Origin of the sequence: Bacillus alkalisoli, from assembly GCF_002797415.1 — a bacterium.
Taxonomy (GTDB): domain Bacteria; phylum Bacillota; class Bacilli; order Bacillales; family Bacillaceae_I; genus Bacillus_CD; species Bacillus_CD alkalisoli.
Genome location: NZ_KZ454944.1, coordinates 658,290 through 680,508, shown reverse-complemented (window position 1 = coordinate 680,508; position 22,219 = coordinate 658,290). Strand labels below are relative to the sequence as shown.

At 39.2% G+C, this 22,219-nt stretch carries 23 protein-coding genes; 2 read left to right on the top strand and 21 right to left on the bottom strand.

Annotated features, from left to right (window positions below; translation table 11 throughout):
- Positions 1-18: 18 nt before the first annotated feature.
- From CDZ89_RS03125 to CDZ89_RS03075, 11 genes are all read right to left on the bottom strand, one after another.
- Complete coding sequence (locus tag CDZ89_RS03125; protein WP_100333247.1) at positions 19-477, bottom strand: NUDIX hydrolase; 459 nt, start codon at positions 475-477, stop codon at positions 19-21.
- Positions 478-1,342: 865 nt separating this feature from the next.
- Complete coding sequence (trxB, locus tag CDZ89_RS03120; RefSeq protein ID WP_096156656.1) at positions 1,343-2,299, bottom strand: thioredoxin-disulfide reductase; 957 nt, start codon at positions 2,297-2,299, stop codon at positions 1,343-1,345.
- Between the two features lie 397 nt (positions 2,300-2,696).
- Positions 2,697-4,136: a tetratricopeptide repeat protein gene (locus tag CDZ89_RS03115; protein WP_100333246.1), complete on the bottom strand. Its 1,440-nt coding sequence runs from the start codon at positions 4,134-4,136 to the stop codon at positions 2,697-2,699.
- A gap of 451 nt (positions 4,137-4,587) precedes the next feature.
- Positions 4,588-5,202 carry a bifunctional phosphoribosyl-AMP cyclohydrolase/phosphoribosyl-ATP diphosphatase HisIE gene (gene hisIE, locus CDZ89_RS03110; RefSeq protein WP_096156654.1) on the bottom strand — a complete coding sequence of 205 codons (615 nt, stop codon included), beginning with the start codon at positions 5,200-5,202 and terminating at the stop codon, positions 4,588-4,590.
- A complete protein-coding gene (hisF, locus tag CDZ89_RS03105) occupies positions 5,199-5,957 on the bottom strand; it encodes an imidazole glycerol phosphate synthase subunit HisF (RefSeq protein WP_096156653.1) in 759 nt (252 codons plus the stop codon). The genes hisIE and hisF overlap by 4 nt, the downstream gene beginning before the upstream one ends.
- On the bottom strand, positions 5,954-6,688 hold the full coding sequence (gene hisA, locus CDZ89_RS03100; RefSeq protein ID WP_096156652.1) for a 1-(5-phosphoribosyl)-5-[(5-phosphoribosylamino)methylideneamino]imidazole-4-carboxamide isomerase: 735 nt from the start codon (positions 6,686-6,688) through the stop codon (positions 5,954-5,956). Before hisA ends, hisF begins: the two co-directional genes overlap by 4 nt.
- The gene (gene hisH / locus CDZ89_RS03095) at positions 6,685-7,326 is read right to left on the bottom strand and encodes an imidazole glycerol phosphate synthase subunit HisH (protein ID WP_100333245.1); all 642 of its coding nucleotides are present in this window, start codon (positions 7,324-7,326) and stop codon (positions 6,685-6,687) included. The genes hisA and hisH overlap by 4 nt, the downstream gene beginning before the upstream one ends.
- Positions 7,327-7,914, bottom strand: coding sequence for an imidazoleglycerol-phosphate dehydratase HisB (gene hisB, locus CDZ89_RS03090; RefSeq protein ID WP_096156650.1), 588 nt, complete (start codon positions 7,912-7,914; stop codon positions 7,327-7,329).
- The gene (hisD, locus tag CDZ89_RS03085) at positions 7,907-9,190 is read right to left on the bottom strand and encodes a histidinol dehydrogenase (RefSeq protein ID WP_100333244.1); all 1,284 of its coding nucleotides are present in this window, start codon (positions 9,188-9,190) and stop codon (positions 7,907-7,909) included. The genes hisB and hisD overlap by 8 nt, the downstream gene beginning before the upstream one ends.
- A gap of 5 nt (positions 9,191-9,195) precedes the next feature.
- Complete coding sequence (hisG, locus tag CDZ89_RS03080) at positions 9,196-9,807, bottom strand: ATP phosphoribosyltransferase (RefSeq protein WP_100333243.1); 612 nt, start codon at positions 9,805-9,807, stop codon at positions 9,196-9,198.
- A complete protein-coding gene (locus CDZ89_RS03075) occupies positions 9,804-10,988 on the bottom strand; it encodes an ATP phosphoribosyltransferase regulatory subunit (RefSeq protein WP_100333242.1) in 1,185 nt (394 codons plus the stop codon). The genes hisG and CDZ89_RS03075 overlap by 4 nt, the downstream gene beginning before the upstream one ends.
- Positions 10,989-11,172: 184 nt before the next feature.
- Here CDZ89_RS03075 and CDZ89_RS03070 point away from each other — a divergent pair, with 184 nt between their 5' ends.
- A complete protein-coding gene (locus CDZ89_RS03070) occupies positions 11,173-11,682 on the top strand; it encodes a hypothetical protein (RefSeq protein ID WP_100333241.1) in 510 nt (169 codons plus the stop codon).
- A 172-nt stretch (positions 11,683-11,854) separates the two neighbouring features.
- Here the strand turns inward: CDZ89_RS03070 and CDZ89_RS03065 are convergent, their stop codons facing one another.
- The 9 genes from CDZ89_RS03065 to CDZ89_RS03025 form a co-directional block, all read right to left on the bottom strand.
- A complete protein-coding gene (locus CDZ89_RS03065; protein WP_096156645.1) occupies positions 11,855-12,358 on the bottom strand; it encodes an acyltransferase in 504 nt (167 codons plus the stop codon).
- On the bottom strand, positions 12,355-13,002 hold the full coding sequence (ppaX, locus tag CDZ89_RS03060; protein WP_100333240.1) for a pyrophosphatase PpaX: 648 nt from the start codon (positions 13,000-13,002) through the stop codon (positions 12,355-12,357). Before ppaX ends, CDZ89_RS03065 begins: the two co-directional genes overlap by 4 nt.
- Positions 12,992-13,936, bottom strand: a complete 945-nt coding sequence (locus CDZ89_RS03055; RefSeq protein WP_100333239.1) for a nucleoside recognition domain-containing protein — start codon at positions 13,934-13,936, stop codon at positions 12,992-12,994. The genes ppaX and CDZ89_RS03055 overlap by 11 nt, the downstream gene beginning before the upstream one ends.
- 282 nt (positions 13,937-14,218) lie before the next feature.
- Positions 14,219-15,034: a prolipoprotein diacylglyceryl transferase gene (gene lgt / locus CDZ89_RS03050; protein ID WP_100333238.1), complete on the bottom strand. Its 816-nt coding sequence runs from the start codon at positions 15,032-15,034 to the stop codon at positions 14,219-14,221.
- A gap of 12 nt (positions 15,035-15,046) precedes the next feature.
- Positions 15,047-15,982, bottom strand: a complete 936-nt coding sequence (gene hprK / locus CDZ89_RS03045; protein ID WP_096156641.1) for an HPr(Ser) kinase/phosphatase — start codon at positions 15,980-15,982, stop codon at positions 15,047-15,049.
- A 137-nt stretch (positions 15,983-16,119) separates the two neighbouring features.
- Positions 16,120-16,464: a phage holin family protein gene (locus CDZ89_RS03040; RefSeq protein WP_096156640.1), complete on the bottom strand. Its 345-nt coding sequence runs from the start codon at positions 16,462-16,464 to the stop codon at positions 16,120-16,122.
- Positions 16,461-16,664, bottom strand: coding sequence for a PspC domain-containing protein (locus CDZ89_RS03035; RefSeq protein WP_096156639.1), 204 nt, complete (start codon positions 16,662-16,664; stop codon positions 16,461-16,463). The genes CDZ89_RS03040 and CDZ89_RS03035 overlap by 4 nt, the downstream gene beginning before the upstream one ends.
- Positions 16,665-17,777, bottom strand: coding sequence for a DUF4097 family beta strand repeat-containing protein (locus CDZ89_RS03030; protein ID WP_096156638.1), 1,113 nt, complete (start codon positions 17,775-17,777; stop codon positions 16,665-16,667).
- 370 nt (positions 17,778-18,147) lie between these two features.
- Positions 18,148-18,447, bottom strand: coding sequence for a magnetosome magnetite crystal formation protein family (locus CDZ89_RS03025; RefSeq protein WP_100333237.1), 300 nt, complete (start codon positions 18,445-18,447; stop codon positions 18,148-18,150).
- 456 nt (positions 18,448-18,903) lie between these two features.
- On the opposite strand from CDZ89_RS03025, the gene CDZ89_RS03020 reads away from it, so the two are divergent.
- Positions 18,904-19,314, top strand: a complete 411-nt coding sequence (locus CDZ89_RS03020; RefSeq protein ID WP_100333236.1) for a hypothetical protein — start codon at positions 18,904-18,906, stop codon at positions 19,312-19,314.
- A gap of 30 nt (positions 19,315-19,344) precedes the next feature.
- Here CDZ89_RS03020 and uvrA read toward each other — a convergent pair whose 3' ends face one another.
- Positions 19,345-22,218, bottom strand: a complete 2,874-nt coding sequence (gene uvrA, locus CDZ89_RS03015; RefSeq protein WP_100333235.1) for an excinuclease ABC subunit UvrA — start codon at positions 22,216-22,218, stop codon at positions 19,345-19,347.
- Position 22,219 lies beyond the last annotated feature (1 nt).

The following is a 22,219-nucleotide window of genomic DNA, read 5'->3' as shown; positions in this document are numbered from 1 at the left end:
AGCTTCAACCTCCTTTAATTAGTTCGGATCAAGTCGATATGATAGTAGTTCAAAGTCAGGTGTATACGTGAATGTACCGTATATCATGCCTTTGCCTTTTATACAATAGTCTAATATATGATGGTCTCCTTCTGCCATTGGCAGTTGAGAGATAGTTTGAATTGGATGCCATTCAATGGTTCCTTCTTCTGATTCATCTACGTTTAATCCGTCATATTCTGTTGCTAGGAAAGTGAACATCATCCATTCGGATACGATTTTGTCTTGTTCTTTTATGATTATGGTAAATACACCTTTTAAAAGAGGATTTTTTAAATATATGCCTGTTTCTTCGCGATATTCACGGACTACGGAATCTTTCACAGACTCTTCTAATTCCATTTTTCCGCCTGGTGCAACCCACCAACCTCTTCTTGGTTTTTGGAGAAGTAGTACTTTGTCTTCTTTCATTAATACGCAGTTTGTTACACGTTGCATCTTTGTCACCTCAACTCTTCTGGACTTGTATATTAAATGAAGAGCGACCTTAAAAGTTGCTCCTACTATTTTATTGTAACTTTTTCGTTTGCACACTGGTAAGATTTTAGGAGTAGTTCTAATAGTTGATGTTTTCATTATAAGAACAATTTAAACCTTGCTTATTTCGCCAATTCTAATTGCAAAATGCATTATTAGTTTACTCGTTCCTTTCCGCTGCAGGCACTTGCTTTCCGCGGGGAGCGCAGCGGAAGGTTATTTTCACTATCGTGAAAAAACCTACTCCTCGGCGTCCCGCCTGTGGGGTCTCACGCTTCGCTCTACTTCCCGCAGGAGTCAAGTACCTTCTGCTCCAACCACTCTTGGTTTAAATATTAAAATTGTAACAACCTTTGATGAAAAGATTTTATTCCAAGTATTTTCACCAACACAAAACCAGTTTCAAACATAATTATTATAAATAAATTATCTTGGTATGAGTGTAAACGAATTCATTTTATTAATTATAAATTATAGCATAAGCTTTTCATAGTTATTGGACATAGAAGCGCGATTTCCTTTGCTGGAGTAAAACTTTTTTGAAATAGTTTGTACGCTTTTCTGACAAGTGGTTGTTTTTTCTCGAAGTTATTGGACAAGTTTCTACAAGTTTTTCAATTTTGTCTTTCCATTTAGACAAAAAAAGGACACAGGAAAAGGGTACCTGTGTCAAAAATATATAAATAAAAGGGGGTCAATTACTATCTTTATAATACCCAATTAATATTTCAGTGTTGTTACAAACAGGTTAAAGCGGAGTTACGTTTTCATTAACAAAATTCGACAACTTTTACATTGTTGAACTTTTTGTGTCAATTCTTTCGTATTAGTTTGCTTCTGCTGCTTTTAATTCTTCTAATAATTCTTCCATGTAATGTTGAGCAGTTTGTGCTGCAATACTTCCATCACCAGTTGCTGTAACAATTTGACGTAATGATTTTTCGCGAATATCTCCAGCTGCAAAGATTCCTGGAACTTTTGTTTCCATTTTATCATTTGTTTCGATGTAACCCGCTTCATTTGTAATGCCTAAGTTTGCGAATGGCTTAGAAAGAGGATTCATTCCGATGTAAATAAATACTCCGTCTGTTTTGAATTCTTGTTCTGCACCGTCTTCTGTGCTAACTAACGTTACACTTCCAACTTTACCGCCTTCATCATTAATTTGCTTAATTGTATGATTCCAAATGAAGTCAATTTTTTCATTATCGAATGCACGTTGTTGTAAGATCTTTTGAGCACGTAACTCGTCACGACGGTGCACGATTGTTACTTTGGAAGCGAAGCGAGTTAAGTAAACTCCTTCTTCGACTGCAGAGTCTCCCCCACCGATCACAACAAGTTCTTTATTTTTGAAAAATGCGCCATCACAAACAGCACAGTAAGAAACTCCACGGCCACCAAGTTCTTTTTCGCCTGGCACTCCAATTTTCTTATATTCTGCACCACTTGTAATGATGATGGTACGAGCTTTATATTCTTTGCTTCCTGCTTTTACAATCTTATATTCTTTCCCATCGATTACTTCTTTTACATCTCCATATGCATATTCTGCACCGAACTTTTTCGCGTGGTCGAACATTTTAGTTGATAGTTCTGGTCCTAAAATGTGGTCAAACCCCGGGTAGTTTTCTACTTCTTCTGTGTTAGCCATTTGTCCACCAGGCATTCCACGCTCGATCATTAGTGTGCTTAAGTTTGCACGTGACGTATATACTGCTGCAGTCATACCAGCAGGACCCGCTCCGATAATAATACAATCATAAATTTTTTCTTCTGACATGTCCTTTTCACTCCTTGAAATATCTATATATATACCACATTCAGATACTCATCATAATAAGTATTCCCACTTACTATCCTATAAAACAAAGAGGTTTTCGTCCAATAATTTGCTTATGTATGATTGGGGATACGGGTATTACTTTTTTAGGGAAGATTGTTTTTATTTTATGCTACACATAGGTTGTTTTTTGTTACGCTTTGGATAATTTTTGATACACTCTTCATGTTTTATGTTACACTTCTTCATCTTTATGTTACACTACTACTTTTTTTGTTACACATTACACGATTTATGCTACACCTTAAATCTTTTTTGCTACACTTTTCCACTTTTATGCTACACCCCCATGTAGTTTGCAGTTTTCAATAATAGAAAAACCCCCTTCCCTCATAAATTATGAAGGAAGAAGGTTTTTGTCTTTGATTAGTTTGAGGTAACTTCGTAGCGTGCTGATGGATAGTTCGTATTTAGTAGCAATCGTTTGCTGTGTAACTTTCACACCATTGCTTTTTAAAAGGGAATATTCAAAAGCGGCAGCCCAGCTTCGTATGTTTTCTAAACTCATATTATTTTCTTTCAATAGTTCATAGAAACGGAACCATCCTTGTACCATTTCGTCATTATTTTCTTCGAAGATTTTTTTTGCCACTTCATATAAAGAACTTACAGTCCCATGTACATCCTTCTTGTTCAATAATGCATATAAGGCAAAGTCTTTCACAAACGGTGTTTTCCAAGGTTGCTGTAATACTTCTTTCACTGTCGTTTTGGACGATAAACTAGACATGAAAATTTTAAAAAGCTGCTCTGCAACTACATTTGATGCTATTGGATTTTCATCTGTCGCCCACGGCTCTGAACCGGCTTTTTCTGGATTTAACTCCATCACACGCTCCCAAGCTTGTTTGGCAACTTTCCCATTGTTTGTATGATAAGCAGCATGACTTAACCAATAGTGAAAAGTTCCATCTCCGTGAAAACCGTTTCGATGAATTGAACGTAGCCATTTATAGGCAAGTTCATGTCGTCCAATTAATCCAAATGTTGCACCTAATTTGTAACGATGCTCGATTAGCATAGGAGTTACATTCACTAACCTGTCTGCTAATTGGTTCGTACCTTCTTCATTATTCTCATAATAGTAAAACACTACAAGGTTACAAAGCGCATGCAAGTTACCTGGATTTTTTTCTAACACGTCAAATAATATCTTCTTGGCACTAGTTAAGTCACCTTTGTAAAAGTATGCTAGGGCTAGGTTGTTGTATGCGGACCAAAAGTTTGGGTATTCTTCGATTATTTCATGAAGCAAATCAAGCGCTTCTTCAAGCTCGCCTGCTTCTAATAAGTCTCTCGATTTTTCTTGCATCACGATGAGCTGATCTTGCGAAAACGTTAGCTCTTCTTCTTCGTCATCTTCATCGAGTTCTAAAAGGTCTAATAAATCTTCCGCATCATCGGCAAATTCGCCATCTGGTTCCATCGTTAAATATTCTTCCGCATGCTTTTTTGCTTCTTGGAACAAACCTAAGTATGCATAGTTATTCGCTAAAAAATAATGACAATCATACATTTCGTCATTTAGTTGATGGATGATTTTATAAAAAAGGTCGTTGGAAGCTTGGTAGTCGCCTAGTTCCATTAGAACGATGGCGTATTGACTTACAACGTTTGCATCGCTCGGTTGTAACGTAGCGGCACGTTGAAACCATTTTCTTGCTTTATATAAATCGCGCTTACGGTAAGCACGTAATCCTTTTTGAAAATAATATTCCCCATTTTGCTCAAATGGGATTACTTTTGCAATTTGATTGATGTTTGTTTGGTTTCCCATTTTTGCATCCGTCCCTTCTCTCTAACCGTGTAAGTATACCACAGATTAGACAAAAGCGAATAGATGAATATTCTGGAGATGATGATAGAGGGAAGAAAGTGGTTTTTTTGTTTTGTAGGATAATGATTAATAAGGTAAGAATGGTGAGAAGTGTTGTTGGATTAATTACTTTCGTTCCAGTTAATCAAACGTTTGTTTAAAAAGTATTATTATAAAGAAACGACTTCGAACTGTGTTGATGTACGCTACAGGCACTCGCTTTCCGCGGGCGGTAAAAAGGAAGGTTATTTTCACTGTCGTGAAAAAACCTACTCCTCGGCGCAAGAGCGCCTGCGGGGTCTCACTTAACACGCTTTCCCGCAGGAGTCTCGCGCCTGTAGCGTACATCAACACACATAGTTTTATACTTTAATTACTAAAATCAAAACCTTAATTATACTTTAAATTACTTCTATTCCTTCTTATGCCTCTCTTGCAATACTTCTAATACTTCTTTAAGTGGGACGTTTTGTTGTTTTAGTAGGACTAATAGGTGAAATAGTAGGTCGGCGGTTTCCCATTTTAGTTCTTGTTTGTCATTGTTTTTGGCGGCGATGATGACTTCTGCGGCTTCTTCTCCGACTTTCTTTAAAATTTTGTCTACACCTTTTTCGAATAAATACGTTGTATAGGAGCCTTCTGGCATTTCTTTTTGTCTTTGTACAATGACCGTTTCTAGTAAGGACAAAATGTCACGGTTCTCGGAGATTTGCTTATTATCTTTATAAACCGTTTCGTGGAAACATGTCCCCTCCCCTGTATGACAAGCGGGACCGTTCGGTACGACTAGCACTAAAACAGCATCTTGATCACAGTCATATGTTAGTTCGACCACTTTTTGTGTGTTTCCTGAAGTGGCACCTTTATGCCAAAGCTCTTGTCTTGACCTACTCCAAAACCACGTTTCTTTCGTTTCTAATGTAAGATTCAACGATTCTTCGTTCATGTAAGCGAGCGTTAGCACTTCTTTCGTTTTGGCATCTTGAACAATTGCCGGAACTAATCCATTTTCATCGAATTTTATCATCTTACAAGTACCCCCTCTTGTTGCAAAAATGCTTTTACTTCGCTAACAGACGTTTCTTTATAATGAAAAATCGATGCTGCCAACGCTGCATCTGCTTTTCCTTTTTCAAAAACTTCTTTAAAGTGCTCTGCATTGCCAGCGCCACCAGATGCAATAACCGGAACTGTCACTGCTTCACTTACTTTTCTTGTTAGTTCAATAGAAAAGCCGTTCTTTTCTCCATCGCTATCCATACTTGTTAACAAAATTTCTCCTGCACCAAGCTCCACTGCCTTTTGTGCCCACTCGACTACTTCCCAATCTGTACGGTTTCGGCCTCCATGAGTGAATACTCGCCAGGAACCAAGCTCTTTATTGTATTTCGCATCTATTGCAACTACTATGCATTGGGAGCCAAAGAAATCCGCGCCTTCTTGAATTAACACTGGCCTTAATAATGCTGCTGTGTTAAGGGAAACTTTATCCGCACCTGCGCGAAGCATTTTTTTCATATCTTCTACACTATTAATACCACCCCCAACCGTAAATGGTATCGCTAGTGTGCTTGCTACTTGCTCTACAACATGAACCATCGTTTTTCTTCCTTCATGTGAAGCAGATATATCTAAAAAAACGAGCTCGTCAGCACCTTCTTTATCGTAAAAAGCTGCCAGTTCGACAGGATCACCTGCATCTCTTAGCGAAACGAACTGCACTCCTTTTACGACACGTCCGTCTTTTACGTCTAAGCACGGAATAATTCTTTTCGTGATCATGGGGCTGACACCTCGTTTAATGCTTGACGCAAATCAATTTTATTTGTATAAATGGCTTTTCCAACAATAGCGCCAACAACGCCTTCACTTTCATACTGTTTCAATGCTAGTAGATCCTCTAAACAACTAACTCCACCTGAAGCGATAACTGATTTTCCTGTTCTCTTCGCTAGTTCAACGGTTGCTTCTATATTAGGTCCGCTTAGCATCCCATCGGTTGCAATGTCGGTAAAGATAAACGTTTCTGCGCCCGCTTCTGCTAACATAACACCTAAATCTGTCGCCTTCACTTGTGAGGTTGTTGTCCATCCTTCTGTTGCCACATAGCCATTCTTCGCATCAATCCCGATCGCAATGCGCTCTTTGTATTCACTAAGCATCTTTTTTACAAAAGAAGGGTCATTAATCGCAGCGCTTCCTAAAATAACTCTGTCTATCCCTTGTGACAAATAACTTTCTACTTCTTTTTCCGTCCGAATTCCGCCACCGATTTGTACTTTTGCATTTAATTGTTTCGCAACTTGTAAAACAAACTTCGTATTGACTGGCTTGCCAGCTTTTGCACCGTCTAAGTCGACCATATGTATCCACTGGGCACCAGATTCCGCGAATTTTTTTGCCATAAGAAAAGGGGAGTCACTATAAACAGTTTCTTTACTATAATCTCCTTGCAGTAATCGGACACATTTTCCACCTAACATATCAATGGCTGGATAAATTGTAAAACTCATGTGCAACTCTCTCCTTTTCTGTCCGCAACGATGGTTGCAAAATTGCGAAGTATGGTCATCCCAACGTCACTACTTTTCTCAGGATGAAATTGTGTACCATACACATTTCCCCCACCTACAATAGCCGGTACTTCCACGTTATATTGGCAGCTTGCTAATAGACTGGTTTTCTCCATCTTCACATAATAAGAATGGACAAAATACACATGTCCTTTGGGTACACCTGTCAGTAGTGGAGATGGTTTTTGCACCGTTAAATGGTTCCATCCCATGTGTGGTACTTTATATCGATCTCCGGTTGATGTTATTCCAGGAAACTTTACTACTTCCCCTTCTAGTAAACCTAATCCTTCCGAAAGGCCGTTTTCCTCACTTTTCTGAAAGAGAAGTTGCATTCCTAAACAAATGCCAAGTAATGGCTTCTTTTTTACTTCGGATCGAATATAGTCGGCCAAGCCTGTTTCATTCAAAATGGCCATCGCATCTTTAAACGATCCGACACCCGGCAGTAATAAGCCGTCCGCTTTAAGCGTTAACTCTTCTATGTCTTGAGAAATAAAGTACGGAACGCCAATCCGCTCGAGCGCTTTACTAACGCTAAACAAATTGCCCATGCCATAATCAATGATGCCAATCATCTATAACATTCCTTTCGTGGATGGAACTCCTTTTACACGAGGGTCTATACTCGTTGCTTCATCTATAGCGCGACCGAGTGCTTTAAAAATGGCTTCTATTATATGATGTGTGTTCGTTCCGTAATGAACGATAACGTGTAAGTTGATCCGTGCTTCGAGTGCTAGTTTCCATAAAAATTCGTGAACTAGCTCTGTATCAAATGTTCCAACTTTTTGACTTGGAAATTCCGCTCTCATTTCTAAATGCGGTCGGTTACTTAAATCGACGACAACTTGAGCAAGTGCTTCATCCATCGGGACAAACGCATTGCCATAACGCTTGATTCCTTTTTTATCACCAAGTGCCTCTTTTAGTGCGATACCAAGACAAATACCAATATCTTCGGTTGTATGGTGGTCATCAATTTCAATATCACCACTCGCTTGAACGGTTACGTCGAATTGACCGTGCTTTGTAAAAAGGTCGAGCATGTGATTTAGGAAAGGTACTGGTGTTTCTAACTTCGCCTCCCCTTCCCCATCTATATTTAGTTGCAGGCGGATTTGTGTTTCATTTGTTACCCGGTTTATTTCAGCCGTTCTACTCATCTTCCTTTTCCCCTCTCCATCTTTCCTCTACTGCTCTCGCATGTGCTTCTAATCCTTCTAATCTAGCAAATGCTGCTATTTTAGCGCTGTTCTCTTTTAAAGCCTGTTTACTGTATGAAACAACGCTCGTTTTTTTCGTAAATTCATCTACTGATAATCCACTGGAGAATTTTGCTGTTCCGTTCGTTGGCAACACATGGTTCGTGCCTGCAAAATAATCGCCAACCGGTTCGGAGCTGTATCGACCGAGGAAAATAGCGCCAGCATGACGAATGTGCGATAAAAGTTCCAGCGGATTTTTTGTCATAATTTCTAAATGTTCTGGAGCTAGTTCGTTTACTATTTCCACTGCTTTTTCGATAGAGTCGGTCACATATGCTACGCCAAACTGCTCTATTGATGCCGCTGCGATATCTTTTCTAGGCAGTGTGGCTAATTGGTTTTCTACTTCTTTTACAACAGCTTTGGCTAGCTCTAAACTTGTTGTTACGAGAATGCTCGATGCCATTGTGTCATGCTCTGCTTGTGAAAGTAAGTCTGCTGCTACTTCGTTCGGTAAAGCTGTTTCATCTGCTAGGACAACGATCTCGCTCGGTCCGGCAATACTGTCTATATCTACTAATCCGTACACTTCCCGTTTTGCTAGTGCAACAAAAACATTTCCTGGCCCGACTATTTTGTCTACAGGTACGATTGTTTCTGTACCATAGGCAAGTGCTGCAATTGCTTGTGCTCCGCCGACTTTGTAAATCTCTTCTACTCCTAAAATATGAGCAGCCACAAGCACGCCAGCTGGGAGCTTTCCATCTTTTCTAGGAGGTGACGTCATCACAATTCTTTCGACACCTGCAACTTGTGCTGGTATCACATTCATTAAAACGGAAGAAGGATACGCTGCTGTTCCCCCTGGCACGTATACACCTACAGCGTCAAGTGGCGTTATTTTTTGTCCAAGCATCGTTCCATCTTGTTTCGTTGTAAACCAGGAAGACCGCTTTTGGTTCTGGTGAAAGTCGCGAATGTTTTCAGCAGCCTCTATGATGATGGATACGATTTCTTCTGATACATCGTTGTATGCTTCTTCTATTTCTTCTTCCGAGACTTTATAATTGACGATGTTTACCCCGTCGAATTTTTCTGTATAGTAATGAACGGCGGCATCTCCACTTTCACGTACAGATGCTAATATAGTTTTTACTGCTTCACGTTGGGCTTCTGTTCCTAACTCAATGGATCTCTTTAATGACGTTTTATGCATGTTGGTTATGATCTTCACTTCTATCACCTCTTCGCCAGTCGTTCTACTAGTTCATTGATTTTTTTTTCTTTAAGACGGTAACTTACTGGGTTCACAATAAGCCTTGATGTGATAGATACGAGTTTGTCGAATTCTACTAATCCGTTCTCTTTTAACGTTCTCCCTGTTGATACAATATCTACGATTCTATCTACAAGCCCGATTAGTGGAGCAAGTTCGATGGATCCGTTTAGTTTTACGATTTCCACTTGCATTCCTTTTTGTCTGTAAAAATTGGAGGCAACATTCGGATATTTTGTCGCAATTTTTGGCGAGACTTCATCCCAAGTGCTCCCTGGAACGCCAGCTTCTGCTAGGTAACAAGGGCTAATATTTAAATCTAGCAATTCGTACACATCGCGTTGTTCTTCGAGCATAACATCTTTCCCTGCAATTCCAACGTCGGCAACACCATGCTCCACATATGTCACAACATCCATCGGTTTTGCGAGTATAAATCGGAATTCTTCCTCGGGAATGTCGATAATTAACTTTCTACTATCCTCTATATCATTCGGAACGTTGTAACCGGCATCTATCAATAGTTGAATAGCGTCATCTAAAATACGCCCTTTAGGCATGGCAAACGTAATCATGTAGACAGCACCTCTTTTTCTTTACCTATAAAGAAAGAGACTTTATCGTAGCTGTTCGTGAAGGCATCGACGTTTTGTACTCCTGAAATGTCTTGCATGACAACTCGTTCCCCGTCCCTTCTTTTCATTATTGTAAACTGTAGTGCTTCTTCTATTCGTTCTTTACTAAAAATAACGCAGTGTACCTCGGGAGTTTTTCCGTTAGTACCTTTCGCTTCTAGGAGGCGGTCTATGTATAAACCAAACCCCGTAGCAGAAATATCAGGTTGGTCAAACTTCTCATACAATTGATCGTAGCGGCCCCCGTTTCCGATTGGGTATGGTACGTTTTCTGCGTATGCTTCAAAAATAATTCCCGTATAGTAGTTCATATGGGCAACGAGGGTAAAATCAAGTTTGACGTAATCTGCCACTCCGTACGACTCTAGTAGAGTAAATAACGTTTTTATTTCCTCTAGTTCTTTCCATGTTGTTTCTTCTACTAATTCGGCTGCAATGGCTAGCTTTGTTTTATCACCCTTCACTTGTAAGAGTTGCATCAGTCTACTCTCATCTATCGAGGACAAGGACAAGCTTTGCAAATGCTCGCGATATCCGACATAGTTTTTCTCATAAAGGAATTTCCTTAAAGTTGCAGCGCGTTTTTCTGTTCCTAAAATAGAGCGCAGTAGTTTTTGTACAAAGCCGATATGGCCAATCGCAATCGTAAATGTTGTTAAGCCTGCTTGTTGTAAAAGGGAAACGAGCAGAGCGATCATTTCTGCATCGGCGCTTGGTGACGGATCACCGACACATTCTACTCCCATTTGCTCAAATTCTGCTGGCCTTCCTGCTTCACGTTGTTGAGCCCTGAATACGGGTGCTTCATATGCTAGGCGAAGGGGAATCCGGTTTTGAAGCAGTCGTGATGCTGCTACTCGTGCGATTGGTGCGGTCATGTCTGAGCGCAGAACTAATGTATGTCCTTGTTGGTCTAGCAGTTTGAAAAGTTGACGGTCTAAGATGGCTGATGCCTGACCAATCGTTTCGTAAAATTCGAGTGTTGGTGTTTGGATGAATTGGTAGCCCCAGTTATTGATTTCTGTGGATAGTGTGTTTTTCAGTTGTTTTTTGTCTTCATATAGAGACGGAAGCGTGTCGCGCATTCCGAGTGGTTTTTCAAACATAAATGGCTTTGACATGAAAACACGTCCTTTAGTTGAATGGAATTTTCTAAATCCTTTAGCATGCTAATATGTTAACATGTTAAAATTACATATTCAAGTTATAGTAACTGTTTTGTGAAGAAATACCTTTTTTACAGGTCTAATTTTGTCCAAACTATTAGTGGTTTATGTTATAATTTTGCAAAAGGAGGTGAGAAAAATGGAAGAGATGTTGAAGGCTATATTGACGGAAGTGCAGGGAATTAACAAGAGAATTGATAAATTAGAAAGTCGTTTTGATTCTTTAGAAAGTCGATTTGATACACTCGAGGGTAGATTCGATATTCTTGAAGGTAGATTTGATGCACTCGAAGGTAGATTCGATACGCTCGAGGGTAGATTCGATACACTTGAAGGTAGATTTGATGCACTCGAAGGTAGATTCGATACGCTCGAAGGTAGATTTGATACACTCGAAAACAGGTTCGATACTCTTGAGAGTAGGTTTGATACTTTTGAAGTTAGAATTGAGGAGAAGATTGACAATTTTGCTTCTGAAATGAGAAGTAATTTTAGATATTTAGAGAATAAAATCGATGAGCATACGAGTAATTTTGAAATTATTGCTGAAGACCTTAGAAACTCCAGAATCGATTTTAATTACTTGAACTCTAAAGTGGCCAACCACGAAGTAAGAATTAATAATATTGAAAAAAGACTAGAACCTTAAGATTAATTATTTTAATTATGGCACGCTATTTTCTTTTGACGGATTTTTTCGGCTCTTATACTTTGTTGGGGTAATAGCAGTAGGCTATTATCTTGTGTGCGTGCCAACTTTGTGGTGGTTGTCTGGACATTAAAAAAAGACAAGCATCAATTGTACTTGTCTTCACTCAAAATTAACCTCGTTGTTCCATTTCTTCTTTTGTATAAATAACTTGCATCGGATTCCCACCAACAAATGCTCCTGCAGGAACATCTTTATGGACGAGCGTACCCGCTGAAACAATCGCTCCATCCCCTATAATAACTCCAGGTAATATGGTGGTATTTGCTCCGATTAATACTTCATCACCAATCACTACATCCCCAAGTCTATATTCTTTTATTAAATATTCATGAGCAAGAATGGTTGTGTTATAGCCGATTACGGTGTTGCGACCGACTGATATTTTTTCCGGGAACATCACATCGAGCATGACCATTAAGGCAAACGATGTTTGTTCACCAACATTCATACGTAACAACTTGCGATATAGCCAGTTTTTCATGCCTAAGAATGGCGTGTATCTTGCTAGTTGGATGACGACGAAGTTTTTTACTACTTTAAAAAATGGAACGGTCTTATAAACATGCCAAAGGGAGTTCGCCCCTTCTACAGGAAAACGTGTTGTTCGTCTCACGCTTTTTCCACTCCTACGATTGGCAATAAATCGGCCATGTGCATAAGTACGTAATCGGGCTCGAATTGTTGTAAGTATTCAACCCCTCTCAACGTCCAGCTAACAGCAGCTGTTTTCGTTCCGGCATTTTTTCCAGACAATATGTCGTGATGATTGTCACCTACCATGATCGCTTCTTCCGGTTTAGAGCCTAATTGCTCTAAAGCAATCTGAATTGGCTCTGGGTCTGGCTTTGCTTTTGTAACATGATCGAGCGCAACAACCACATCGAAAAACTGATCTAGCTTCGTTAACTTTAAGCCCATAATAACAGCTGGGCTCATTTTAGAAGTGACGATACCTAGCTTCAATCCTTTTTCATGCAATGTTTGTACGGTTTCAAAAACACCGTCAAACTCCTTTACAAGTTCATCGTGTTTGGCCAAATTGAATTCACGGTAATGCGTGATCATTTCTTCTACACGGTCTTTATCCATGGTGACGAACGTGTCGTACAATGGTGGACCAATGAATTCTAGTATATCTTCACGATGATATTGACCTGGATAATAGTGGTCCAAAGTGTGTAAAAAAGATGTAATGATTAAATCATTTGTATCAATTAAAGTTCCATCTAAATCAAATAAAACGGTATTAATGGTCATATACGGCTTCCTTTCTTTTTCCCACTTCGACGCGTTTCCAAATGAACGCGACAAGGATTGTTAATATAACCGCCGTTACGACTCGAATGAGTAGTAATGGCCATATTGGTATGCCTAGTGGTATGAAAATTAACGTATCTTCGATGACAGCGTGACAGGCTACAAGGAAAATAAATGCTAATGTAATGTCTCTTTTGCTCACTCCGTCTTCTTTTACAGCTTGAATCATCATTCCCGCTCCGTACGCAAGGCCGATCATTAAACCTGCAGCTAGCGTTGTTGACGTGTTTTCATTCATCCCAAGCATTCGTGTGAATGGCGCCATCCATTTCGAAAATTTTTGTAGCCAACCAAGGTCTTTAAAAAATTGGACAGCGACCATTAATGGTATAACGATCAAGGCTAGTTGAAAAACACCCATCAATCCCTTTTGCACAGCATCCATGAGTATTGGTAGATAGCCCGTAATTTTTTCTTCACTTGCAGTGATAAGTCCGTATTGGGCGATCTCGCCGCCACCTTTCCATGCAAGGTTAATGATGATCGCGGAGAAAATCGCTAAGCCTAGACGTACGGTTAAGATAACCCAAATTTTGATACCTACTTTGGCTGCTACCGTTGATTCTACTAATAGATTGTGTGAGAAAGAGAGCATAACAGCTAGTATGAATACTTCTTTGACTGTTAGTTCTAGTGTTAATATTGCTCCTATTCCGGCGTATAGGTTTAAGAAGTTTCCGACGACAAGTGGAATGGCTGCTTCACCAGAGAGGCCGAAAATCCCCATAAATGGTGCAATAAAATCAATGATAAATTGTAGGACTGGTGTATGTTGTAATACACCAACTAAAATGGTGATTGGGAAGATTACTTTCCCAAGCGTCCATGTTGTGTGCAAGCCAACCTTGAGCCCATCTTTTATTGTCTGTTTCATGGCTCGTTTCTCTCCTTGTGGTTGATATTTCTATTTGGATAGGTATTTAAAATAGCTGTTTTACGTTGCATTTTCTCAATTAAGACCATTTTGTTCTTTTTTGGGGATCAAAGTGGTCTTCATTATAGCTCTCACAACCATCTTGTCCTTTTTTCGATGCCAAGATGGTCTTTATAACGGCTTATCGGACATCTTGACCTATTTTCAAGGCCGAGATGGTCTTTATTACAGCTCTCACGACCACTTTGCACTATTTTATTATCCCAAATGGTCTTAATAAATTTAAGCGTCTAAATAGTGTTTATCCGCTTTACCTGACATGCGGCGATAAACAATCATCGCTACTGCTCCTATGATAAGTGCTATCGAAATGGACTGAGCTACACGTAACGTTTCTGTTAGCATTAAGCTGTCTGTTCGTAGATCCTCAATAAAGTAACGACCAACCGAATACCAAATAACATACGTTAAGAACAATTCACCACGGCGTAAGTTAACTTTACGTAACAGTAAAAGCGCCGCAAAGCCAATTAAGTTCCAGATAGATTCATATAAAAATGTCGGGTGATAATACGTTCCTTCAATGTACATTTGGTTTACAATAAATTGAGGTAAATGAAGGCTTTCTAAAAATTCACGTGTCACTGGGCCGCCGTGTGCCTCTTGATTCATGAAGTTACCCCATCGACCGATGGCTTGCCCTAGAATAATACTAGGGGCAGCAATATCTGCTATTTTCCAAAATGAAACGTTGCGGACTTTTGTAAAAATAATGGCAGTTATGACAGCACCGATTAAACCACCGTGAATGGCTAGTCCACCTTCCCAAATTTTGAAAATGTCTCCAAGGTTTTGGGAGTAATGGTCCCATTTAAAAATAACATAATATAATCGGGCGGAAAGAATGGCAATTGGAATAGCGAACAATACAAGGTCTACCATTAAGTCTTTTTGTAGGCCATGGCGTTCTGCCTCTTTCGTTGCGATCCATAGCCCTAGTAAGGCCCCCGCTCCAATAATAAAACCGTACCAGTACACTCGTAAAATGCCTAAATCCAATAATATTGGATTTAATGGCTCAATGTTTCCAAGTAGCATGATTTATCCCCCTTAATCTTCGTTGTCGCCAGCGTTGTTAATAACTCCAGCTAGACGATTGGAAAACTGTTCAGCAGCGTTGAATCCCATTCGTTTTAAGCGGAAGTTCATCGCCGCAACTTCTATAATGACCGCCAAGTTTCGTCCAGGTCGTACTGGTACGGTTAACTTCGTAACATCTGAATCAATAATTTTCATTGTTTCTTCATCAAGACCGACTCTGTCGTACTGCTTGTTTTTGTCCCACAGTTCTAAATTAATGATAAGGGTAATACGTTTGTAGCTTCGAACGGCACCAGCTCCGAACAATGTCATAACATTTATAATTCCTAAGCCGCGGATTTCCAGTAAATGTTCAATTAATTCTGGCGAGTTACCGATTAGCGTTCCTATGTCTTCTTGACGAATTTCTACACAGTCGTCCGCTACGAGTCGATGGCCACGCTTTACTAGTTCTAGCGCTGTTTCACTTTTACCTACACCGCTTTTTCCGGTAATTAGTACGCCTACTCCGTAAATATCCACTAATACACCGTGGATAGCAGTTGTTGGCGCTAGTTTACTTTCTAAGTAATTTGTTAAATGACTCGAAAGCTTTGTTGTTTTCATTTTCGAGCGCATAATTGGTACGCCTTCTGTTTTGGATGCGTCAATGAGTTCTTGTGGAACATCCATGTCGCGTGAAACGATAATACCTGGTGTGATATCAGTACATAACTTATTCATTCTGTCGCGTTTTTCTGCGTCTGTTAAACGGTCAAAAAAGGATAGCTCAGTTTTCCCGAGCAGTTGAATGCGCTCTGAAGGGTAATATGTAAAATAACCAGCCAATTCAATTCCTGGTCGTGAAATATCACTTGTGCTAATAGGGCGATTTGTCCCTTCTTCACCACTTACCACTTCGAATTGGAACTTTTCGATTAAGTCTTTTGTGCGGACTTTTGGCATTTGAGTCTCCTTTTCTAGGGGGCCAGTCCCCCACCTATTTAATGTAAGAAAATACTACTTAAAAATCTATCTTTCATTTTAACACTTTTTATTAAAGTAATAAATAAAAGGGCTCGGCTAGAATTTAGCCGATACCCTTATTTTTTCTTAATAAAGCTTTGTATAATCATGTTAAGCAATGAGATAACAATGGCAGCGATGATTGCTAAACCAAATCCACTAATATTAAAAGCGTCTCCCATTAATGTTGCCGTTAACATTAACGTAATCGCGTTGATGACGAATAAGAAAAGCCCTAGTGTTACAAAAGTTACCGGAAGCGTTAGTAAGACTAAAATCGGTCGAACAATGGTGTTTAGTACAGCTAAAATAACACTGGCAATAATGGCTGCTCCGAAGCCACTTATTTCGAACCCTGAGAATACGGTCGCCACTAACATTAGTACGAGTGCGTTGAGAATTAAGCTAGCGATCCATTTCATGGACGTATAACATCCTCTTCATTTGGCATGATGAAAATCATGATGAAATATGCTAAAACTAGAGGGAATCCGGTTGTAACTATTGCTAAAATGACATAAATGACACGCAAAAGGCTGGAGTCCATTCCTAAATATTGTGCAAGACCTCCTATAACACCAGCTAGTTTGCGGTCTGTTTTCGAACGTATTAATCGTTTCATCTATTTCACCTCATTTGGTTTTATTAAAATAGAGCCTGTGTTAGACTCCGCTAAAATATACGTTAGTCCCATACCTTCTTTTTTTGCTTTAAAACGAAGAAGCTTTTGCACGACTTCATTTTTCTCTTCTACTATATCCATTCCAGGCACTTCACATGTAAAACTTCCTAGGTTGGATTTCAATTCTGCTTCGACAGATTGATGTGTTGGAATGAAAAGGTCAATACTACCAGTTTTCGTTTTCGCTAAAATAGATTGGCAATTACCGTTTAGCTCCGTAACGATGTTTCCATTAAAACTTTGCACATCTAATTTTTCTGTATATCCTGTTACTTTAATCATACCGTTAATCGTCTCTGCTTCCAACTCTTTTGTACTGCAATCTAGTAAGTTAATATGACCGTTAGCTGTTTCTACTTCAATTTCTTTACTAGTTAAAGAGTTAAATGCGATAGAACCGTTTGCTGACTTTAGTTTTACTTTTTCTACATTTAACCCTTCCCCGTTAATCGGACCATTAAACATACGAACGGTCAGCTTATGATATTCCGTTTTTGGTACATATACAGTTGCGTTCACTTTTAGTTGTTTCTTTTGTACGGAAAAACGCAATTTACCAGAATCGATGCTAAATAGGACTTCTTGAAGGAATGATTTGCGCGCTTCGTCTTGGTTCCCAACGTGATATACTTTCGCATCACATTCAATACGAACGTCATTTTCATCCCACGGCACTACTTTTACTTGCCCATTTGCCACATCTACATCGATATCTTGGATGTACACGTTGGACTGCTGGAAAATGTGTTGAATGGACGTAGACGGACCAAAGTTGAAGTCTAAGTCGACATCTTTAATTTTTTGCAGGGCACTTTCTACAAATTCTAAAATGTTGTTTTTAAAGGATGTGCTTTGTTTTTGGTTTGTGGAACCGTGGTGTTGTTTAGAATGTTCTTCTTGTAATACTTCTGTAGATAGTGCCGTAATCATGTCTTCTTTTTTCTGTTCTGCTTCTTTTTTATCTTTCTCAAGGCTTTCTAATAAAATGATCGCCTCTTCTGCTGTAAGTTTACCTTCTTCTACAAGCTTCAAAATTCTTGTGCGTTCTTGCATTCTAATTCCTCCGTTTCAATAATTTACTTATTAAATCTCTTTGTTAACTTATTGAGATAATAGGAAATCTGCTTACTAACTGTTGATGTTCGCTGTAGGTACTCGCTTTCCGCGGGTGGCGCAGGAAGGTTATTTTCACTATCGTGAAAAAACCTACTCCTCGGCCTATTGGCCTGTGGGGTCTCCCTTGACGCACTTCTACCGCAGGATAAGGAATGCTACAGAGCGGTTACATCGCACGAAGAAAATGCGGATGCATTTTCGAGGAGTCTCGTACCTACAGCGAACATCAACTTAATTAGTTTTTGGAATTGATTATGCTATGCTAACTTCATCTATCATTTTTATTACTTCTAAAAAGAACCTTCATTTATGATTGCCTTAACAATTGAATTCCTTTTACTACGTTCCATACGATGACGATGATGGTTACTAGTCCTGAGATGATAAAGCTAATTATGATTATTAGAATAGCATCGAATACGATTGCTCCTAAAATGAATATTGGAATAACTAGCATCGGCAATATGTGTGACCATAAGCTTGCTAGTGCATGACTTTTTACTTCTCGGTTATCGACGATAAAATAAACAACAATCGGCAACAAAAACGGTGCGAAAAATACACTAAAATAACATAACGAAGCAATCACCTTATCATTATTACACATCTACCCATACCTCCCCCTCGGAGACTCTTACCTATAAACTATATGAAAATATTACAACTATTACTACGAAGACAATGACGAAAAGTTACATTCTTCATCTAATTTTCATCTCATTAGAGAAAATTGCCGCTATTACTCCTATCTAGCGGTTGATTTTCGCACAAGTCGGAGACTCCTGCGGGAGAAGCGGGAAACGGGAGACCCCACAGGCGGCACGCCTAGGAGGCTCACGTCGCTCCCCGCGGAAAGCGAAGACTTGTGCGGAAATTAATAGCGGCGTTCGAGAGTTTTTCTAATGTAAGTCTATTTTCTCACATAATGTTTATTTTGCATTCGGTCGCTGGCTGTAATTTTTTCATAATGAAAGTAAGTCTCGAGACGTAGATGTAGGAAACGATGTATCAATTTTTTTCATAAGGTAATATTGGTATAATAGTAAGGAGAGGAGTTGTTAGAATGTTAGATTTCATTATGGATCATTTATTAACTATCGTTATTGTTGCCGTCATTTTATTTATCGTCATCCCATTAATCAAAAGTTTACTATCTAAATTAATATTAATTGCTATTGTCATAGCTGGGTTAATTTTCTTTGGAGTACTTTCAAGTGATGTGACAGAAACAGGAACTAAATTTGTGGAAAACACGATTAAGCCAGTTGTCACAAGAGAAATTAAAGATGCTGATTTTGATTATAAAGAGGACACAAAAGAATACTCTGTTTCCACCTCTTCCTTTCACTTAAAAGGAAAAATGAATGAAAATACTGGGGAAATAAGATTTAGGGATACAACATATACAATGGATGTAAGGTTCATTCGGGATTTTATTGAACAAAAAGTGCAAGAAGAAGAAGGACGAAACTGATTAAATAGTTTCGTCTTTCTTTTTTCCTTTTTAAGCTCTCGTTTCTTCGAGCTCTTCTACTCTTTTTTCCATTCGGATACGGTCTCGTTCTAAAATTGGCTTTAAGTAGCGACCTGTGTGAGATTTTTCTTCTTCACTTACTTGTTCCGGTGTACCAGTAGCAACGATTATTCCACCTTTATCTCCACCCTCTGGACCAAGGTCAATGATATAATCTACCGCTTTAACTACATCTAAATTATGCTCAATAACAAGTACCGTATCACCATTTTCTACTAGACGTTGCAATACTTTTAGTAAACGAGCAATATCGTCAACGTGTAACCCTGTTGTCGGCTCATCTAAAATGTAAAGCGAACGGCCCGTGGAACGACGATGAAGTTCAGATGCTAATTTCACACGTTGGGCTTCTCCTCCTGACAAAGTGGTTGCAGGTTGACCAAGTGTGATATATCCTAATCCAACATCTAAAATGGTTTGAAGCTTTCGACTAATTTTCGGGATATTTTCGAAAAATACTACTGCATCTTCTACTGTCATTCCTAGAATGTCCGAAATATTTTTCCCTTTATATTGCACCTCTAATGTTTCACGGTTATATCGCTTTCCGTGACACACTTCACATGGGACATATACGTCCGGTAAAAAGTGCATTTCTATTTTAATTATTCCATCTCCACGACACGCTTCACAACGTCCGCCTTTTACATTAAAACTAAAGCGCCCTTTTTTATATCCACGAACTTTTGCTTCGTTTGTTTGGGCATACACGTCACGAATATCATCAAATACCCCTGTATATGTTGCAGGGTTTGATCTAGGCGTTCTGCCAATTGGTGACTGATCTATATCAATCACTTTTTCTAATTGCTCTATGCCTTTTATTTGTTTATGTTCACCAGGTCGTACTTTTGCTTTATGCAAGTTTTGCGCCAAAGATTTATGAAGCACTTCATTGATTAACGTACTTTTCCCTGAACCAGACACACCGGTAACAGCGACAAAGCAGCCTAATGGAATTTTTACCGATACATTCTTTAAGTTATTTTCGTTCGCCCCAATAATTTCGAGGTGACGGTCTTCCACTCTTTTTCTTTCTAGTGGTAAAGGGATGAACTTACTTCCTAATAAGTATTGTCCTGTTAAGGAGTTAGGATCGTTCATTACTTCTTCTGGTGTACCTGCTGAAACGATTTGTCCTCCGTGAACTCCCGCTCCAGGGCCAATGTCTATGAGATAATCGGCTGCAAGCATCGTATCTTCATCATGTTCTACGACAATCAACGTATTTCCGATTTCACGCATGTTTTTTAATGTTTGAATTAAACGGTCATTGTCTCTTTGATGTAAACCGATAGAAGGTTCATCTAAAATGTATAATACACCTGTTAATCTTGATCCGATTTGCGTGGCAAGCCTGATGCGTTGCGCTTCTCCACCTGATAATGTACCGGCTGAGCGACTCATTGATAAATAGTCTAGTCCCACATTATTTAAGAATCCGAGTCTTTCAATGATTTCTCGTAAAATCATATGGGCAATTTTTTTATCTTTTTCCGAAAGGTTCAATGTTTCAAAGAAATCTAAAGCTTCCACAATCGAAAACTTTGTCACGTCCCCAATATGTTTTTGGTCGATTAAGACAGACAAACTTTCTGATCTTAAACGGTTCCCTTTACATGTAGGGCATGCTTGTTGGGCCATGTATTTTTCCATTTGTTCGCGAATGTAGTCGGAGCTTGTTTCTTTGTAACGACGTTCTACATTTCGAATGACACCTTCAAACGAAATATAGTTTTCTCTCACTTGTCCAAAATCATTTTCATAACGGAAATAGATTTCTTCCCCATCGCTACCGTATAAAACTTTGTCTAATAAATGCTTCGGTATTTCTTTCACTGGAATTTCCATATCGATTCCGTAATGATTACAAACTGATTCTAATAGTTGCGGATAATATTGTGAGCTAGATGGTTCCCAAGGTGCAATGGCATGTTGTTTTAATGTTAGCTCTTTATTCGGAATGATTAAGTCTACATCTACTTCTAGCTTTGTTCCTAAGCCATCACATTTATGACATGCGCCAAATGGTGAGTTAAACGAGAACATGCGGGGCTCAAGTTCACCGATGGAAAATCCGCAATGCGGACAAGCGTGCAACTCACTGAATAGTAGCTCTTCTTGTCCGATAACGTCTACGATAACTTTTCCTTCACCAAGTTTAAGCGCTGTTTCTAGTGAATCTGATAAGCGGGTAGCCACGCCTTCTTTCACGACTACTCGGTCAATAACCACTTCGATACTATGTTTCTTATTTTTCTCGAGTTCTATTTCTTCCGCTACTTCAAGCATTTCCCCATTTACACGAACGCGTACATATCCTTGTTTTTTAATGTCTTCAAACACTTTTACGTGTGTACCTTTTCGTCCTTGGACGATAGGTGCTAATATTTGAAGTTTTGTGCGTTCTTCGTATTGTAAAATTCGGTCTACCATCTGTTCGATTGTTTGCGATGAGATTTCAATACCATGCTTTGGACATGTTGGCTTTCCAACTCTCGCAAACAATAGTCGTAAGTAATCATAAATCTCTGTTACGGTACCAACCGTGGAACGTGGATTTCGGCTCGTCGTTTTTTGGTCGATGGAAATAGCAGGCGATAGTCCTTCAATTGCATCTACGTCTGGCTTATCCATTTGTCCTAAAAATTGGCGGGCGTAAGCAGATAGTGATTCAACATAACGACGTTGGCCTTCTGCATAGATCGTATCGAACGCAAGCGATGATTTTCCAGACCCAGATAAGCCTGTTAAAACAACAAGCTTATCGCGAGGGATGGTTACGTCGATATTTTTTAAGTTATGGGCTCTTGCCCCTTTTACAACAATTTTATCCATTGCCATC